Below are 16,272 nucleotides of genomic sequence, written 5' to 3'. Positions count from 1 at the left end.
CGGCCATGGCCACGCCAGCAGGCGGGTGGATGGCCGTACAGGCGCTTTCAGCGCACCAGCAGCGCTCCGGAAGTCTTGTGGCTGGCCGTGTCCACCAGCACCAGCGAACCGGGCAGGCGGGCACGCCCGAAAGGCCGGGCCGCCAGGGGTTCCTGCAGTGCCAGTTCGACGTGGCCGATGGCGTTGGGTTCCAGCTGGGCGGCGTCCTGTTCGGCCAGCGTCTGGATGTCCAGGCGGTGCACCACGCGGCGCACCTTGGCCTTCACCCAGCGGTGGCCATGCAGCGCCCAGTAAACGCGTCCCGCCACCAGCGGCTCGTCGTCCAGCCAGGCCACGGTGCCCGAGATCTCGCGCACCGCTTCCGGCGCATCGGCGGCCAGCAGCCAGTCGCCGCGCGACACGTCCACTTCGCGATCCAGCACGACGCCCGCGCTGTGGCCGGCGCCGATGGCGCGCGGCTTGCGCACGGCGTCCAGCACCTGCGACACGGTGGCGGCCTGGCCCGAGGGCATCACGCGCACGGCCTGGCCCGGACGCACCGTGCCGGCGGCCACGCGGCCCCAGAACACGCGCCGGCCCTGGCTGGTGTCGGACGAGGAGGAGAACTTCTCCACCCACTGCACCGGGAACGAGAAGGACTCGTCCACTTCGGCGGCGGTCACCGGCAGTTGTTCCAGCACGCGCAGCAGCGTGGGGCCTTCGTAGCCGCACCAGCCCGCGGGGGCGGCTTCGACCACGTTGAAGCCCTTGAGCGCCGACACCGGCACGATGGCCGTGGGCTCGATGCCGGCGGCCAGCGCGAAGCGCACCAGCGCGGCCGAGATGCGGCGGAAGGCGAGGGCGGGGTTTTCCACCGCGTCCAGCTTGTTCACCGCGAACACGATGGAAGGCACGCGCAGCAGGTGCGCCAGCAGCGAATGGCGATGCGTCTGCGGCAGCAGCTTCACTTCCTCGTTGCCCCAAGCCAACTTGGTGGCGTCCACCAGCACCACGGCGGCATCGGCGCTGGAGGCCGCCGTGACCATGTTGCGGGTGTACTGCTCGTGGCCGGGCGCGTCGCCGATGATGAACTTGCGCGCCGGCGTGGCGAAGTAGCGGTAGGCCACGTCGATGGTGATGCCCTGCTCGCGTTCGGCGGTCAGGCCGTCGGTCAGCAGCGCCAGGTCGGTCTCGCCGGCGCGCTGCACGCCCGCCAGCTGGTCCTGCAGCACGGCCTTGCTGTCCACCAGCAGGCGCCCGATGAGGGTGCTCTTGCCGTCGTCGACGGAGCCGCAGGTGATGAAGCGAAGGGCGGCGTCGTGGTCGCCGGCCGCCAATACCCCGTCATTCCCGCGGAGGCGGGAATCCATGGCTTCCTGGGGTGCGCGTGCCGCAGCCGCGTCGCGGTGGATCCCCGCCTTCGCGGGGATGACGACTTCCTGGTCCATCAGAAATACCCGTCCTTCTTGCGCTTCTCCATCGAAGCGTCGCTCGTCTTGTCGTCCATGCGCGTGGCGCCGCGCTCGCTGACTTCCACGGCCAGCGTCTCGGCCACCACTTCGGCGGCATTCGCCGCGGGGCTGGCCACCGGGCAGGTGCAGGTGATGTCGCCGACGGTACGGAAGCGCACCGTGCGCGTCACCGGGTACTCGCCGTCGCGCGGCGGGGTGAGTTCGGTCACCGGCACCAGCAGGCCCTTGCGCTCCACCACCTGGCGCTGGTGCGCGTAGTAGATCGAAGGCAGCTCGATGTTCTCGCGCTCGATGTACTGCCAGACGTCCAGCTCGGTCCAGTTGGAGATGGGGAACACGCGGAAGTGCTCGCCCGGCTGCAGGCGCGTGTTGAACAGCGTCCACAGCTCGGGGCGCTGCGCCTTGGGCTGCCACTGGCCGAAGCTGTCGCGGTGCGAAAAGATGCGTTCCTTGGCGCGCGCCTTTTCCTCGTCGCGGCGGGCGCCGCCGATCAGCGCGTCGAAGCGGAATTCCTCGATCGCCTCCAGCAGCGTCACCGACTGGTGCACGTTGCGCGACTCGCCCGGGTGGGCCAGGCGCACCGTGCCGCGCTTCATCGAATCCTCGACGCTGCGCACGACCAATTCCGCGCCCAGCTGTTTGGCGCGGTAGTCGCGGAAGTCCGTGACCTCGGGGAAGTTGTGCCCGGTGTCGATCATCAGCAGCGGGTACGGCAGGCGGCCCGCGCCGAAGGCCTTCTCGGCGCACTTCAGCAGCACCAGCGAGTCCTTGCCGCCGGAGAACAGCAGGGTGGGGCGCTCGAAGGCGCCGGCCACTTCGCGCAGCACGAAGATGGCTTCCTCTTCCAGCGCGTCGAGGTGGCGGTTGCTCAGCTGCCCGAGCAGGTGCGGTTCCACGCGGGCGTTCATGCCGCACCCCCTTGTGATGCCCGTTCGCCCTGAGCCTGTCGAAGGGCTTGCGCGGGGGCGGCTTCGACAAGCTCAGCCCGAACGGAGGTGGGGGTTTGTTCCTTCACGTGCAATCCGCACTCCTTGGCGTTCTCGTCTTCCCACCACCAGCGGCCGGCGCGGAAGTCTTCGCCCAGGCTGATGGCGCGCGTGCAGGGCGCGCAGCCGATGCTGGGATAGAACTCGTCGTGCAGCGGGTGGTAGTCCACGCCGTTGCTGGCGATGTAGTGCCACACGTCGCCCCAGGTCCAGTTGGCCAGCGGGTTGAACTTGGTGCGCGGCTCGCTGGTGTCGATCAGCGGCACGTCGGCGCGCGCGGCGGACTGCTCGCGGCGCAGGCCCGTGATCCAGGCCTTCTGGCCGGCCAGCGCGCGCTGCAGCGGTTCCACTTTGCGGATGTGGCAGCAGGCCTTGCGCAGCTCGATGCTGCGGTACATCGCGTCCTCGCCTTCGCGGCGCACGAACTGGATCACCTGCTCCTGCACCGGCGTGAAAACGTGCACCGGCGCGCGCGAAGTGGCTTTCAGCCTGTCCAGCAGCTGCAGCGTCTGCGGGTGCAGGCGGCCCGTCTCCAGCACGAACACCGGGATGTCCAGCTCCAGCTGGTTGACCAGGTGCGTGATGACCATGTCCTCGGCGCCCAGGCTGTTGGCCTGCGTCAGCGGCGAGAACTCCGCAGCCGCGCGGATCAGCAGCTGCTGGGTCTCTGCGAGCTTCTGGTCGTAGTCCTTGGAGGCGCGGGCGTGCAGCTCGGTGGCCTTCACGTCGTCCACCTCGCGAACAGCGGCCGCGGGTCCTGCACGTCGCCCTGGTAGAACGCCGGGAAGCGGTCGAACTGCCGCTGCGCGTGGGCGCGGTCCTGGCCTTCCTTCAGCACGGCGCTGGAAAAGCCCGTGCGCTGCATCTGCACCAGCTGGTCGATCAGCACGGCGCCGACGGCGCGCAGCTCGCCCTGGAAGCCGCGGCGGCGCAGCGCCACGGCCTGGCTGTACGCGCGGCCGTCGGTGAACTTGGGGAAGTCCAGCTCGATGACCTGCGCGCCGGCGAAGTCCACGGTCTCGGCATCGACGTCGTTGGCCAGCCGCAGCACCGCCAGCTGGGTGCCCATGCCGGCGTATTCGGCCGCGGTCAGGATGTTCAGTTTGCGTTCCATTACGCGGCTTCCCGTTCGGTGAATCGCGCGGCGTTGGCGGCGGCCTTGAACGGCTCGATGCCCACGCGGCGCACGGTGTCGATGAAGGCTTCGGCGCGGCCGTCCGTGACCTGCCTTTCGCGGCGGTAGGCCTCGATCACGGCCTCGACCACTTCCGGCACTTCGGCGGCGGAGAACGAAGGCCCCACCACCTTGCCCGGCTGCGCGGCGCCCGACAGGTTGGAGCCGTCGGCGCCGCCGATGGTGACCTGGTACCACTCCTTGCCGTCCTTATCGACGCCCAGGATGCCGATGTGGCCCGAGTGGTGGTGGCCGCAGCTGTTGATGCAGCCGCTGATGTTCAGGTCGATCTCGCCGATGTCGTACAGCTCGTCCAGGTCCTGGTAGCGCTGCGTGATGGCTTCGGCGATCGGGATGGACCGCGCGTTGGCCAGCGAGCAGAAGTCGCCGCCGGGGCAGGAGATCATGTCGCTGAGCAGGCCGATGTTGGCGCGCGCCAGGCCCAGCTTGCGCGCGGCGGCGTACAGCTCGGGCAGGTCGTCCTGGTGCACCCAGGGCAGCAGCAGGTTCTGGTGGTGCGTCACGCGCGCCTCGCCGCTGGAGAAGCGGTCGGCCAGGTCGGCGGCCGCGGCCAGCTGGTCGGCGTTGGCATCGCCGGGCGCCTGGCCCAGGCGCTTGAACGACAGCGTCACGGCACGCAGCTGCGGGTCGCGGTGCTCGTGCACGTTGCGCTGCAGCCAGCGGTCGTAGGAAGGATCGGCTTCCGCGTCGGCACGCACGATCTCGTGCAGGCGCGCATCCTTCTTCGCGGGCTGAACCTTGGGCACTTCGAAGTGGGCCGCCACGCGGTCGAACTCGGCTTGCGTGATGGTGTGATGCGCACCGCCGGCGGCGATGCGGGCGAACTCTTCTTCCACCTGGTCGATGTAGCGCTGGCCCTCGGCCTTCACCAGGATCTTGATGCGCGCCTTCCACAGGTTGTCGCGGCGGCCGTAGCGGTTGTAGACGCGGATGCACGCCTCGACGTAGTTGAGCATCTGGTCCCAGGGCAGGAACTCGCGCACCACGCTGCTGATGACCGGCGTGCGGCCCATGCCGCCGCCCACGTGCACGCGCATGCCCAGCTCGCCGGCTTCGTTCTTCAGCAGCTGCAGGCCGATGTCGTACCAGCGCAGGGCCGAGCGGTCCTCGCGCGCGCCGTTGATGGAAATCTTGAACTTGCGCGGCAGGAACAGGAACTCGGGGTGCAGCGAGCTCCACTGGCGCAGGATTTCGGCGAAGGGGCGCGGATCGGCGATCTCGTCGGGCGCGATGCCCGCCAGCTCGTCGCTGCAGATGTTGCGGATGGTGTTGCCGCTGGTCTGGATGCCGTGCATGTTCACGCTGGCCAACAGCTCCATGACGTCGGCGCTCTTGACCAGCGGGACCCAGTTGAACTGCACGTTGGTGCGGGTGGTGAAGTGGCCGTAGCCGGTCTTCAGGCGCGTGACGACGGGCGTGCCGCCGCGCACGGGCACTTCGCCCAGGGCCGATTGCTTCTCCTGCGCTTCCTGCAGCAGGGCGGCGGTGGGCTGGTCGTAGTCGCGGGCGATCTTCGACAGCACGCGCAGCTGGGCGCCGGAGATCTCCCCGTAGGGCACCGCGATGCGCAGCATCGGGGCGTAGCGCTGGATGTACCAGCCGTTCTGCAGGCGCAGGGGCCGGAAGTCGTCGTCGCTGAGCTGGCCGGCCAGGTTGCGCTCCAGCTGGTCGCGGTACTGGGCCGCCCGGGCGCGCACGAAAGCCTTGTCGAACTCGGAATACTGATACATGGGCCGCGACTCTACGGACGGCCCTTATGGAACCAAACGATTTTTTAATCCGCGCCTTATGCGGATAAGCTTATTCGCCAGTGCCGGCGCGGGTTTCCTGGCGGCATGAGCTGATGTCCGGATAAAGGCTTTCCAGCGCGGCAGTGGACCGCGATAATCCCGGCGCGGCACAGCAAGAGGGCAAATTGCAGCGGGTTTTCGTCAAGGTGGTGGGGTTCAGCGACGTCGAGCGCCATGCGCTCAACACGCTGTTCCGCCTGTCCGAAGAGCGTGAGACCGGCTACGCCCTCTGGACCCCCGACTGGGGCATCGACGCCCAGATCACCCTCATCGACAGCGAATCGCACGAAGCGCTGGTCGAGTTCGAATCGCCCAGCAACGAGGGCATGAAGACGGTTTGGGTGGGCGCTCAGCCCAACCCGCAAGCCTGGCGCAGCTTCTCCCGTCCCATCGATTGGCCCGCGGTCATCTCGCTCATGGACCAGGTGTTCATGCCGCCGCCCGACATCGCGGTGGAGCTGGATTTCGACTTCGAGGATGCCCAGGACACCCGGCCGCCGGAACCCGGCGAGCCGGTGAAGCGGGCACTGATCGCCAACGCCGACCGGGCCGAGCGCCTGTACATCCGCGCCCGCATGTCGCTGGCCGACCTGACCCAGGCCGACGAAGCCGAGACGGCCGCCGACGCGCTGGAGCTGGCCCGCAACAACCGCTACGAGGTGGCCGTCATCGACTACGGCCTGCCGGGCGCCAAGGGCGGCTACGAGCTCGTGCGCCAGCTGACGCGCACCGAGCAGCGCATCCCGCACGTCATCGTCACCAAGGACAAGCTCTCCACGGCCGAGAAGGTCGGCGGCCTGTTCGGCCGCGAGCCGGTGGTGCTGGAAAAGCCCGTCCACCCGCTGAAGCTCACCGCGCTGCTCAGCCGGGTCTGACCCTGGCCGCGTCCAGCGCGGCCGCCAATCTCGCGGGCAAGGGCAGCGGTTCGCCATGCAGGCGCGCCGCCAGCAGCTCGGCGCACAGCAGCGCGAAAGTCAGGCCGCGCGAGCCCAGCGCTGTGCTGACCCAGAGACCTTCCCCCAATGCACCCACCAGCGGTCGCCGGTCCGATGAGGCGCAGCGCACGCCCGCCCAGGCGCGCACCCGGCCTCGCTCGAAGGCGGAGGCGAGTGCCGATGCCGCTTCGGGCGCCAGCTGCTGCAGCCGCGCGAGGTTGGCCGCGTGGTCTTCGGGACGCTCGTCCGTGCCGCTGTCGCCGCGGCCGTAGGTCGAGCCGGTCAGCCAGGCCTGGCCTTCGCGCAGCGGCACGGCGGGCAGGAAGTGGCCGTTGCCGTTGAGCGGGGTGGGCGCCGGCGGATCGCCGTCGGCGACGCCCCAGCTCACCTGGCCGCGCACCGGGTTCAGCGGCAGGTGAGGGGACAGCACTTTCGTGCCGAGCGCGGCGGCGAGCACCACGAGATCGGCTTCGGCGAGCACTTCATCGTTCGCGCCGACCACGCGCCAGCAGTCGCCTTCACGCTGCACACGGGACACCGCCGTGCCGCCGCGCCACTCGATGCCGGGTGTTGCCAGCCACGCGCGTACGAGCGATGCCGGCTTCACCCAAGCCGCTGCTTCGTGCCACACGGAGGTGTGCGAGTCGTCCTGCCAACGCTGCCAGTCTTCTTCGCCAGGGCCCAGCGCGGGCAGTGGCCGGTTGTCGTCCAGCCTTTTCTCCAGCGAGCCGGTTCTGGCGAAGTCGTTTCCATCGACCAGTCGCGCCGCCGCTTCCGCCAGCGTCATGCGCACGCCGGCGCGCGAAAGGCGCGAGAGCAGGTTGTCGTCGGGGGAGGTGTGAGGCGCCAGCAGGCCGGCGGGCAGGGCGGAGGCGCCGGAGGCGGGTTCGGGGGCTGCATCGATCACCTGCACGTGCCATCCGCGCCGCGCGAGGCTGGCCGCTGCCGCCGAACCCGCGATGCCGCCGCCAACGACAACGGCCCGCGTTGGCGCCGTCATGACTGGATTTCCACGTACGCTCTCGCTCCTCACGCGGGAACGACGGCGGGAGGGTTTCCACGCGGGATCGAATGTTCCTCGCAGGACTCCGGCAGGACCTTGCTCGAGCTGAAACCCGTTCTGCCGAAGTTCAGGCTCCGCTTTGGACGGCGCCACGATCCCCGCGCCGCGCTGGCAGCACCGCGCCATTGCCTTGGCCGTGCCGGGTTCCCAGGTGCCCAGGATCACCGAGTCCGCCTCGAACGCGAGTTCCTGCAAGACGGCCTGCGCCTCGCCCACGCACAGCGTCAGCAGCACGCGCCCATCGTCGAACGACAGGCGATGGAACCCCGGCACCAGCCCCCACCATTGCGCGGCGAGTTCGCGCGCGAGCGGCTCGAGCTCGGGTGCAGTCGCGCGCGCGGCGCGCAGCAGTTCGTCCGCGGATACCGAGGACGCTTCGACGCCGACGAAGTGCAGCAGGCGAGGGCGCCGCGGATCGTCCCGCCACGCCTGCCACGCCGCCAGGAAGTCCAGCCCGGGGCCAAACCCGGTCTGCAGGATGCGCCACTGCGCCTGCCCGGCCCATGCGGCGGGCAGGCTGCAACCTTCAAGAGAAACTTGCCGAGCCGGCTCGGCCACGGTGGCGAAGCGTCAGGCGGAAGGCGGCACGTAGCCGGCCGCCTGCTCGGCACCGCCGCCGAAGAAGTGCGCTTCCATCTGGCGCTTCAGGTACTCGCGGGCGCGCTGGTCGGCGAGGTTCAGCCGGTTCTCGTTGACCAGCATGGTCTGCTGCTTCAGCCAGCCCTGCCAGGCTTCCTTGCTGACGCTTTCATAGATGCGCTTGCCCAGCTCGCCGGGATAAGGCGGGAAATCGAGGCCCTCGGCCTCGCGGCCGAGCTTGATGCATTGGACGGTGCGCGCCACGGGCGACTCCTAAGCTTATGCGGATAAACAACTGAAAATTGGTTCGTTCCCTTGCGGAACGCGGGCTCCCAGAATCCGCCGCATCACATCGACACCTGAGTGGAGCGGACCTTCATGAGCCTTCGTCGCGACTTTATCAAGATTCCCCTGGCCGCCGCCTTCGGCGCCTCGTTGCTGTCTGCCGGACTCCCGGCCTTCGCCCAGCAGCAGCCCGTGACGCTGCTCAATGTCTCGTACGACCCCACGCGCGAACTCTACGTCGAGTTCAACCAGGCTTTCGCGAAGTACTGGAAGGGCAAGACCGGCCAGGACGTGACGGTGAAGCAGTCGCACGGCGGCTCGGGCAAGCAGGCCCGCTCCATCATCGACGGCCTGGAAGCCGACGTCGCCACGCTGGCGCTGGCCGGCGACACCGACGCGCTGGTGAAGAACGGCGGCTGGGTGAAGGAAGACTGGCAGAAGCGCCTGCCGCACAACTCGTCGCCCTACACGTCGACCATCGTGCTGGTGGTGCGACAGGGCAACCCCAAGGGCATCAAGGACTGGGACGACCTGGTCAAGCCCGGCGTGAGCGTGATCACCCCGAACCCCAAGACCTCGGGCGGCGCGCGCTGGAACTACCTGGCTGCGTGGGAATTCGCCAAGCGCAAGTACGGCGGCGACGCGAAGGCCAAGGAATTCATCGCGAAGCTGTTCGGCAACGTGCCCGTGCTGGACACCGGCGCGCGCGGCTCCACCATCACCTTCGCCCAGCGTGGCCAGGGTGACGTGCTGATCGCCTGGGAAAACGAAGCGTTCCTGCTGGAAAAAGAGTTCGGCGCCAGGTTCGACGTGGTCGCGCCCTCCGTCTCCATCCTGGCCGAGCCCGCGGTCACCGTGGTGGACAAGGTCGTCGACAAGCGCGGCACCCGCGCCATCGCCGAGGAGTACCTGAAGTACCTGTACACCGAGGAAGGCCAGGACATCATCGGCAAGAACTTCTACCGCCCGGCCATCTCGCAGAAGGCGCAGGCCAAGTACGCAAAGCAGTTCCCGAAGATCAACCTGTTCACCATCGACCAGGCTTTCGGCGGCTGGACCAAGGCGGACAAGGAGCACTTCGCCGACGGCGGCAGCTTCGACCAGATCTACACGAGGAAGTGATGCCGGCCGCCCAGTCCCTCCGCCGCCTGGCAACTTCCGCCGTGCAGCGCAACGCATGCGCGGTGCTGCGGACGACGACGCTGGCATGGGGACTGGCGCAGACCCGGCCGGTGGCGGCGCCGTTGCTCCGCGCTGCGTTCACGTTCAGCGCAGCGCCGCGGCCAGCAGCGTGAGGCCCGAGAACACCATCAGGCCGTCCACGATCAGCCGGAAGGCATCCGGCGACAGCCGCAGCACCACGTGCTTGCCGGCGAACGACCCCGCCATCAGCGAGCAGCCGGCGATCAGTCCCTTGGTGACGGTGCTGAGCGGCAGCGCGCCCATGCCGCTGAAGGTGGCCAGCTTGGTGGCATACACCGCCAGCGACGCCAGTGCTTCGGTGCCCAGCAGCGCGCCGCGCTCCAACCCGTAGGACGTGAACAGCGGCACCTGCAGCGGCCCGGTGGACACCACGATGCCCGTGAGGTAGCCGAGCGGCGCGCCGATCACCGGCACGGCCCACAGCGGCAGGCGAACTTCCCGCCGCTTCAGCCACCGGCGCGCCGGCACCATCGCCAGGAAGAACAGGCCCAGCGCGGCCTCGATCAGCGCCGCGGGCGCGGCCAGCAGCGTGCGCACGCCGAGCACCGCGCCGGGCAGGGCGGTGATGCAGAACAGGGCGGCGGCTTTCCAATCCAGCTCTCGCCGCCACGCGACCACCCGGCCGAAGTTGCCCATGAACGCGGCGATGGCCATCACGGGCACCGCCTCCACCGGCCCCCAGAACCACACCAGCACCGGCATCAGCACGATGGAAGAGCCGGTGCCCACGATGCCGCCCAGCGTGCCGCCGAACAGGCCGACGATCAGGACGAGGGCGTAATCCATTCGCACCGGACTCTAGCAAGCCCGGCCGCGCGCCCAGTGGGGCCGTGCGTTCTCCGGTATCGTCGCGGAATGCCTGCCGCTTCTCCCTCCGCACCTTTCGACCTCGGCGAGATCGTCTCCGGCCTGCGCGGCGCGCGGGAGACGTGGCGCGATTCGCAGGGCCGCCTGCGCGAAGCCGGCGGCCGCGAGCTGCCTTCGCCGCAGGCGCTGGAGCGCATCGTCGAACTGCTCAAGGGCGCGCTGTTCCCCATGCGCCTGGGCCCGCCGGACCTGCGCAACGAAACCGAGGACTTCTACGTCGGCCACACGCTCGACGCCGCGCTGCAGGCGCTGCTGGGGCAGGCGGTGCTGGAACTGGGCCACCGGTCGCGCCAGGGCAGCGAACGCGAAAGCGCATCGACGCGCGCGCCGGAGATCGTGCACGAGTTCGCGCGTTCGCTGCCCGGCATCCGCCGGCTGCTGGACACCGACGTGCTGGCCGCCTGGCAGGGCGACCCCGCGGCGCGCAGCGTGGACGAGGTGCTGCTCTGCTATCCCGGCGTGCAGGCCATGATCCACCACCGCCTGGCGCACCGGCTGTACCAGCTGGGCCTGCCGCTGCTGGCGCGCATCGTGGCCGAGGTGGCGCACAGCCGCACCGGCATCGACATCCATCCCGGCGCCACCATCGGCCCCGGTTTCTTCATCGACCACGGCACCGGCGTCGTGATCGGCGAGACGGCCATCATCGGCGAGCGCGTGCGGCTGTACCAGAACGTCACGCTGGGCGCCAAGCGCTTCCCCGTCGGCGACGACGGCAGCCTGACCAAGGGCCTGCCGCGGCACCCGGTGCTGGAAGACGACGTGGTGATCTACGCCGGCGCCACCGTGCTGGGCCGCGTGACCATCGGCAAGGGCGCCGTGATCGGCGGCAACGTCTGGGTCACGCACGACGTGCCCGCGGGCGGCAGCGTCACGCAAGCGCGTGGCAACGAGGATCGGCCGATTTCGTGAAAGCGGGATCGGACTCCCTTACGCAGAGCGCGCAGAGGTAGCGCAGAGGACGCAGAGAAGACAGAAAACTCGAAGGTTTTCCTCCGCGATCTCTGCGTTACCTCTGCGCGCTCTGCGCAAGGGTGTCCGCTTTCTTACTTCAGCCCCTCCCACCACCGCGTGTTCACCCGCGGCTTGCCGACGGTGAGGACTTCGCCGATTTCGGGCGTGGCCAGTTGCAGGCCCTGCTGCTCGGCCAGGGCCGCGACTTTCTCCAGCGGTTCGCGCCAGCCGTGGAAGGCCAGATCGAAGGTGCTGTTGTGCACCAGGTAGAGCGTGCGCGCGCCCAGGTCGCGGAAAGCCTTGACGGTCTCTTCGGGGCGCATGTGCACGGCGGGCCAGTAGCTGTCGTAGGCGCCGTTTTCCATCAGCGCGATGTCGAACGGGCCCAGGCGCTTGCCGATCTCGGCGAAGCCGGGGAAGTAGCCCGAGTCGCCGCTGTAGAAGATGCTTTCGCCGCCGCTGCGCAGCAGCCACGAAGCCCACAGCGTCTTGTTGCGGTCGAACAATGAGCGGCCGCTGAAGTGCTGCGCCGGCGCGGCGACGAGTTCCACTTCGCCGTGCTTGCCAGACTGCCACCAGTCGTATTCCTCGATGCGGTCGGCCGCCACGCCCATCGCGCGCAGCCGCGCACCCACGCCCAAGGGCACGAAGTAGCGCTTCACCTTGCCCAGCAGGCCGGTGATGGTGGGCTCGTCCAGGTGGTCGTAGTGGTCGTGCGAGAGCACCAGGCCGTCGATGGGCGGCAGGTCGGCCAGCGCCAGCGGCGGTTCGTGGAAGCGCTTGGGGCCCGCCCACGTCAGCGGCGAAGCGCGCGGGCCGAACACCGGATCGATCAGCCAGAAGGTGCCGCGCAGCTTCAGCAGGTGCGACGAATGGCCCAGGCGGATGACGTGGTTGGCCGTGACATCCAGCGAATCCAGCGCCGCGCGCGTGAGCGTGCGCACGGGGATCGGGTCTTCCGGCACCGTGCCGACCTTCTTCTCCAGCAGGAAGCGCTTCCAGATGTCCCAGCTGCCGCGCTGCCCGGGCAGGTCGGGATTGGGACCGTTCCGGAACGTGCAGTCGGCGGCGACGAACTGCGGCGAATTGGCGAAGCGCGGGTCGCAATCGGCCGCGCCGGCGCCGGCGGTGAAGCCCAGCCCGCCCAGCGCGGCGAAGAGCGGACCGCAAGCGCGGCAGCGCAGCCGGTTCATGCGCGCGTCCCCACGAAGAAGGCGGGCAGGGCGGCGGTGGTCATGGCGGTCTCCTCTCCAGGTCGATGGCAGCGAGGGTAGGGCGGTCTGCACCCGCGGGCGTGGCGCCATGCGCCAATCCACTCGCCCGGCACGTCACGCGGCAGGCGCAGCCTATCATCGGCCCGCTGACTTCGACCATGGACAACGCTACGCCCCTGGCGCCCCTGCCGCGCAACCTGCTGGACGCGATCCGCGATGCGGGTGTGGACCCCGCTTCTCTGGCTCGCCGCCTCGGCATCGAGCCGGCGAGCCTGGAAACCGGCGTGTCGTTCGCCGACGTCGACCGCTTCATGCTCGCCGCGTGGGAAGCGCTGGCCGACCCGGCTTTCGGGCTGAAGGCGGGCAGCCGCCTGCGGCCCGAGCGCTTCGGCATCGTGGGGATCGCGGCCATGAGCAGCCCGGACCTGGGCACGGCGCTGAAACGCAAGGCCCGCTACAACCGCCTGGTGTGGGGCGACGTGTACGAGGTGGACCGCCGCGGCGATCGCGCCACCATCCGCGTCGCCTGCGTACTGCCGCCGCGCCCGTACGCGCAGGCGCGCATCGACATGGAACTGGCTTCGCTGCTCACGTTCTCGCGGTTGGTCACGGGCCGTGAAGTGACGCCGGTGGCGGTGACCGTGCGCCAGGCCGCGCCGGCGTACCGGCGGCTCTACGGCGAAACCTTCGGCTGCCCCGTCACCTTCGAAGCGGAAGACGACAGCCTGGTGCTGCGCGCGAGCGACCTGGACCTGCCGCTGGTCAGCGCGAATTCTTCCGTGGGCGCGGCGCTGGTCGCCGCCGCCGAGGCGCACCTGGGGCGCATGGTGGCGCCGGTGGAGGAAGACGGCTTCCGGCCGCGCGCCGCGCAAGCCGTGCGGCGCCTGCTGCGCGGCAGCGAACCGACGCTGGACGCGGTGGCTGACCAGCTGCACATGAGCAGCCGTACCGTGCAGCGCCGGCTGGCCGAACACGGCCTGAGCTTCACCGCGCTGCTGGACGAGGCGCGGCGCGAATCCGCGCTGGACTACCTGCGCGGTCACAGCGTCACGGCGGAAGAGATCGCCTTCCTGCTGGGTTTCGCCACGCCCAGTTCGTTTTTCCGCGCGTTCAAGCGCTGGACCGGCCGCACGCCCGAGGCGTGGCGGCGCGAGATGCGGCTGCGCCCGGCCTGAACCCATCGGCTGATTCAATCGTCTCCGGTGGTATCCCTTTGCCCCCAAGGCGGGCCACCGGTCGCCACAATGGTTGGTCTTCCAACCTCATCCCCGCCCTCCCATGGACAAGTACCGCATCGCCGTCGTCGTCGGCAGCCTCCGCAAGGATTCGATCAACCGCAAGCTGGCGCTGGCGCTGGCAGCGCTGGGGCCGCAGGACTTCAGCTTCGAGCACGTCGCCATCGGCGACCTGCCGCTCTACAACCAGGACGACGATTCGAACCAGCACGCCAACGTGAAGCGCCTGAAGTCCGAAGTGGCCAACGCGCAGGGCGTGCTGTTCGTGACGGCCGAGTACAACCGCTCGGTCCCCGGCGTGCTGAAGAACGCCATCGACCATGCGTCGCGTCCCTACGGCCAGAGCGCCTGGGCCGGCAAGCCCGCCGGCGTGATCGGCATGTCCGGCGGCGCCATCGGCACCGCGCTGGCGCAGCAGCACCTGCGCAACATGCTGGCCTACCTGGACATGCCCACGATGGGCCAGCCCGAGGCTTTCGTCCAGAACAAGGAAGGCCTGTTCGACGACAAGGGCCACATCGCGAACCCCGACACCCGCAAGTTCCTGCAGACCTGGATAGACCGGTACGTGGCCTGGGTGAAGATGCACGCGAAGATGTGAGACTGGGAGCGGACTCCCTTACGCAGAGTTCGCAGAGGAAGCGCAGAGGACGCGGAGAAGACAAAGAAAACTTAAAGTTTTTTCCTCTGCGATCTCTGCGTCACCTCTGCGAACTCTGCGCAAGGGAGTCCGCTTTCAGCGGCCCCTGAACTAGGCAGCGATAGCTTCGTCGGCCACCGCCGTTTGCCGGTCGATGTCGGCGCGCGCTGAAGCGATGGCCTTGGCCTTCGCCTCTTCGCCCATCGCGATGCCCTCGGCGCGCACGATGTGCACGTCGGTCACGCCCATGAAGCCGAGCACCGTGCGAAGGTAGCCTTCCTGGTGGTCCACCGGGGCGTTCGAGTAAACGCCGCCGCGAGTCGAGGCGATGATCACGGTCTTGCCGCCGGCCAAGCCTTGCGGGCCTTGGGCGGTGTAGCGGAACGTGCGGCCGGCTTGCGCGATGCGGTCGATCCACGCCTTCAGCTGCGTCGGCACGCTGAAGTTGTACATGGGCGCGCCGATCACCACCACGTCGGCGGCCAGGAACTGGCTCACCAGTTGCTCCGACAGCAGGTTCTCGCGGCGTTGCTCTTCCGTGAGGTCGTTGGCGGCGATGCCCAGCTTGAACCCCAGCGAGTCCATGTCCAGGTGAGCCGGCGCGTTCACGGCCAGGTCGAGGTGCTCGACCACGGTGCCGGGGTGGCGGGCGGTCCACTCGGCGACGGTCTCGCGGGTGAGCTGGCGGGAGACGGAAGCGGTGCCCAGCGGGCTGGAATCGATGTGCAGCAGTTTCATTTCAAGGTCCTCCAAAGGAATGGATTGATTGTGGAAATGAACCGGTCGCCTGATAAGTCCCTGGTTTCGGGATAGATTGTTGCAATCATGGAACGATCGGAGCCGCCCCCGTGCAAGACCTGAACGACATGCTGCTGTTCGCCGAGGTGGTGGACCAGGGCAGCTTTGCTGCCGCCGGGCGCACCCTCGGCCTGCCCAAGTCGACGCTGTCCCGGCGCGTGGCCGAGCTGGAAGGGCGCTTGGGCGTGCGGCTGCTGCATCGCACGACCCGCAAGCTGTCGCTGACCGAAGCGGGCGAGCTGTACCACCGCCACTGCGTGGCGATGCGCGAGCAGGCGCAGGCGGCCGAGGAAGCGGTGGCCGCTTTCCACGACGAGCCGCGCGGCACCGTGCGCGTGGCCTGCCCGGTGACGCTGGCGCAGATCAACATCGGGCCGCTGCTGCCGGCGTTCCTGGCGCGGCACCCGTTCGTGCGCATCGAGATGCAGGTGACCAACCGCGTGGTGGACCTGGTGCAGGAAGGCTTCGACGTCGCGCTGCGCGTGCGCCCCACGGTGGACGACAGCGGCAGCCTGGTGGTCAAGCGGCTCGCGCGCACGCGTGCCCTGCTGGTCGCCAGCCCCGCGCAGCTGGAGCGCGAGGGGCGGCCGGCCTCGACGGCTGATCTTCCCCGGCTGAGTACCGTCGCGATGTCCGCGGTTGACGGCCGCGCGAGCCTCGTACTTCAGGGCCCGCAGGGCGAGCGCTACGAGCTCGCGCACCGGCCCGTGTTCGTCGCCGACGACCTGCTCACGGTGAAGCACGCCATCACCGAAGGCCTGGGCATGGGCATCCTGCCCGACTACATCTGCGCGCGCGAGATGCGCGGAGGCACGCTGGTGGAAGCGCTGCCGGGCTGGAACCCCGCGCCCGGCGTGCTGCACGCCGTGTTCCCGTCACGCCGCGGCATGGTGCCGGCGGTGCGGCGGTTTCTCGATTTCCTGGGCGAGCAGGTGAAGGAAGAAGATCTCGGCGCGAACTGCCCCGGTTAAGACAGGAAGCGGTGGATTCCCGCCTCCGCGGGAATGACGGAAGTTGGCGTTGCGGGAATGACGAGGGTTGGCGCCATCCCCGCGAAGGCGGGGATCCACGGCTTGC

Annotated in this window: 16 protein-coding genes; 6 read left to right on the top strand and 10 right to left on the bottom strand. The window is 69.2% G+C overall.

Features of this window, described 5'->3' with window-relative positions:
- Positions 1–47: 47 nt before the first annotated feature.
- From EZ216_RS04535 to EZ216_RS04515, 5 genes are all read right to left on the bottom strand, one after another.
- Positions 48–1,349, bottom strand: a complete 1,302-nt coding sequence (locus EZ216_RS04535; protein ID WP_135248365.1) for a sulfate adenylyltransferase subunit 1 — start codon at positions 1,347–1,349, stop codon at positions 48–50.
- A gap of 77 nt (positions 1,350–1,426) precedes the next feature.
- Positions 1,427–2,359: a sulfate adenylyltransferase subunit CysD gene (gene cysD, locus EZ216_RS04530; protein ID WP_135248364.1), complete on the bottom strand. Its 933-nt coding sequence runs from the start codon at positions 2,357–2,359 to the stop codon at positions 1,427–1,429.
- Positions 2,356–3,162: a phosphoadenylyl-sulfate reductase gene (locus tag EZ216_RS04525; protein WP_135248363.1), complete on the bottom strand. Its 807-nt coding sequence runs from the start codon at positions 3,160–3,162 to the stop codon at positions 2,356–2,358. The genes cysD and EZ216_RS04525 overlap by 4 nt, the downstream gene beginning before the upstream one ends.
- The gene (locus EZ216_RS04520; protein WP_135248362.1) at positions 3,159–3,551 is read right to left on the bottom strand and encodes a DUF934 domain-containing protein; all 393 of its coding nucleotides are present in this window, start codon (positions 3,549–3,551) and stop codon (positions 3,159–3,161) included. Before EZ216_RS04520 ends, EZ216_RS04525 begins: the two co-directional genes overlap by 4 nt.
- Complete coding sequence (locus tag EZ216_RS04515; RefSeq protein ID WP_135248361.1) at positions 3,551–5,362, bottom strand: nitrite/sulfite reductase; 1,812 nt, start codon at positions 5,360–5,362, stop codon at positions 3,551–3,553. The genes EZ216_RS04520 and EZ216_RS04515 overlap by 1 nt, the downstream gene beginning before the upstream one ends.
- Before the next feature lie 185 nt (positions 5,363–5,547).
- Between EZ216_RS04515 and EZ216_RS21600 the strand changes: the two genes are divergently transcribed.
- Positions 5,548–6,297 (top strand): response regulator, encoded by a 750-nt coding sequence (locus EZ216_RS21600; protein WP_205959616.1) that lies wholly within the window; start codon positions 5,548–5,550, stop codon positions 6,295–6,297.
- Here the strand turns inward: EZ216_RS21600 and EZ216_RS04505 are convergent.
- Together EZ216_RS04505 and EZ216_RS04500 are read right to left on the bottom strand one after the other, a co-directional pair.
- The gene (locus EZ216_RS04505; RefSeq protein ID WP_135248360.1) at positions 6,284–7,978 is read right to left on the bottom strand and encodes an FAD-dependent oxidoreductase; all 1,695 of its coding nucleotides are present in this window, start codon (positions 7,976–7,978) and stop codon (positions 6,284–6,286) included. The two genes, EZ216_RS21600 and EZ216_RS04505, sit on opposite strands and share 14 nt — an antisense overlap.
- A gap of 12 nt (positions 7,979–7,990) precedes the next feature.
- Positions 7,991–8,263 carry an oxidative damage protection protein gene (locus EZ216_RS04500; RefSeq protein WP_135248359.1) on the bottom strand — a complete coding sequence of 91 codons (273 nt, stop codon included), beginning with the start codon at positions 8,261–8,263 and terminating at the stop codon, positions 7,991–7,993.
- Positions 8,264–8,377: 114 nt separating this feature from the next.
- Here EZ216_RS04500 and EZ216_RS04495 point away from each other — a divergent pair, with 114 nt between their 5' ends.
- Positions 8,378–9,406: a sulfate ABC transporter substrate-binding protein gene (locus EZ216_RS04495; RefSeq protein WP_135248358.1), complete on the top strand. Its 1,029-nt coding sequence runs from the start codon at positions 8,378–8,380 to the stop codon at positions 9,404–9,406.
- 144 nt (positions 9,407–9,550) lie between these two features.
- Here the strand turns inward: EZ216_RS04495 and EZ216_RS04490 are convergent, their stop codons facing one another.
- Complete coding sequence (locus EZ216_RS04490) at positions 9,551–10,273, bottom strand: sulfite exporter TauE/SafE family protein (RefSeq protein WP_135248357.1); 723 nt, start codon at positions 10,271–10,273, stop codon at positions 9,551–9,553.
- Positions 10,274–10,342: 69 nt separating this feature from the next.
- Between EZ216_RS04490 and epsC the strand changes: the two genes are divergently transcribed.
- Positions 10,343–11,266 (top strand): serine O-acetyltransferase EpsC, encoded by a 924-nt coding sequence (epsC, locus tag EZ216_RS04485; protein WP_135248356.1) that lies wholly within the window; start codon positions 10,343–10,345, stop codon positions 11,264–11,266.
- A gap of 134 nt (positions 11,267–11,400) precedes the next feature.
- Here the strand turns inward: epsC and EZ216_RS04480 are convergent, their stop codons facing one another.
- Entirely contained in the window at positions 11,401–12,501 is a 1,101-nt protein-coding gene (locus tag EZ216_RS04480; RefSeq protein ID WP_135248355.1) for an MBL fold metallo-hydrolase, read from the bottom strand.
- 179 nt (positions 12,502–12,680) lie between these two features.
- On the opposite strand from EZ216_RS04480, the gene EZ216_RS04475 reads away from it, so the two are divergent.
- The gene (locus EZ216_RS04475) at positions 12,681–13,697 is read left to right on the top strand and encodes an AraC family transcriptional regulator (protein ID WP_167772829.1); all 1,017 of its coding nucleotides are present in this window, start codon (positions 12,681–12,683) and stop codon (positions 13,695–13,697) included.
- A gap of 103 nt (positions 13,698–13,800) precedes the next feature.
- Positions 13,801–14,358 carry an NADPH-dependent FMN reductase gene (locus EZ216_RS04470; RefSeq protein WP_135248353.1) on the top strand — a complete coding sequence of 186 codons (558 nt, stop codon included), beginning with the start codon at positions 13,801–13,803 and terminating at the stop codon, positions 14,356–14,358.
- 150 nt (positions 14,359–14,508) lie between these two features.
- Here the strand turns inward: EZ216_RS04470 and EZ216_RS04465 are convergent, their stop codons facing one another.
- A complete protein-coding gene (locus tag EZ216_RS04465; protein WP_135248352.1) occupies positions 14,509–15,135 on the bottom strand; it encodes an FMN-dependent NADH-azoreductase in 627 nt (208 codons plus the stop codon).
- A gap of 110 nt (positions 15,136–15,245) precedes the next feature.
- Between EZ216_RS04465 and EZ216_RS04460 the strand changes: the two genes are divergently transcribed.
- Complete coding sequence (locus EZ216_RS04460; RefSeq protein ID WP_135248351.1) at positions 15,246–16,166, top strand: LysR family transcriptional regulator; 921 nt, start codon at positions 15,246–15,248, stop codon at positions 16,164–16,166.
- Positions 16,167–16,272: the final 106 nt, after the last annotated feature.

The sequence above is a fragment of the Ramlibacter humi genome, assembly GCF_004681975.1.
Classification (GTDB): Bacteria; Pseudomonadota; Gammaproteobacteria; order Burkholderiales; family Burkholderiaceae_C; genus Ramlibacter; species Ramlibacter humi.
The sequence above is the reverse complement of the archived record's forward strand: the minus strand, read 5'-3'. Positions and strand labels throughout refer to the sequence as shown.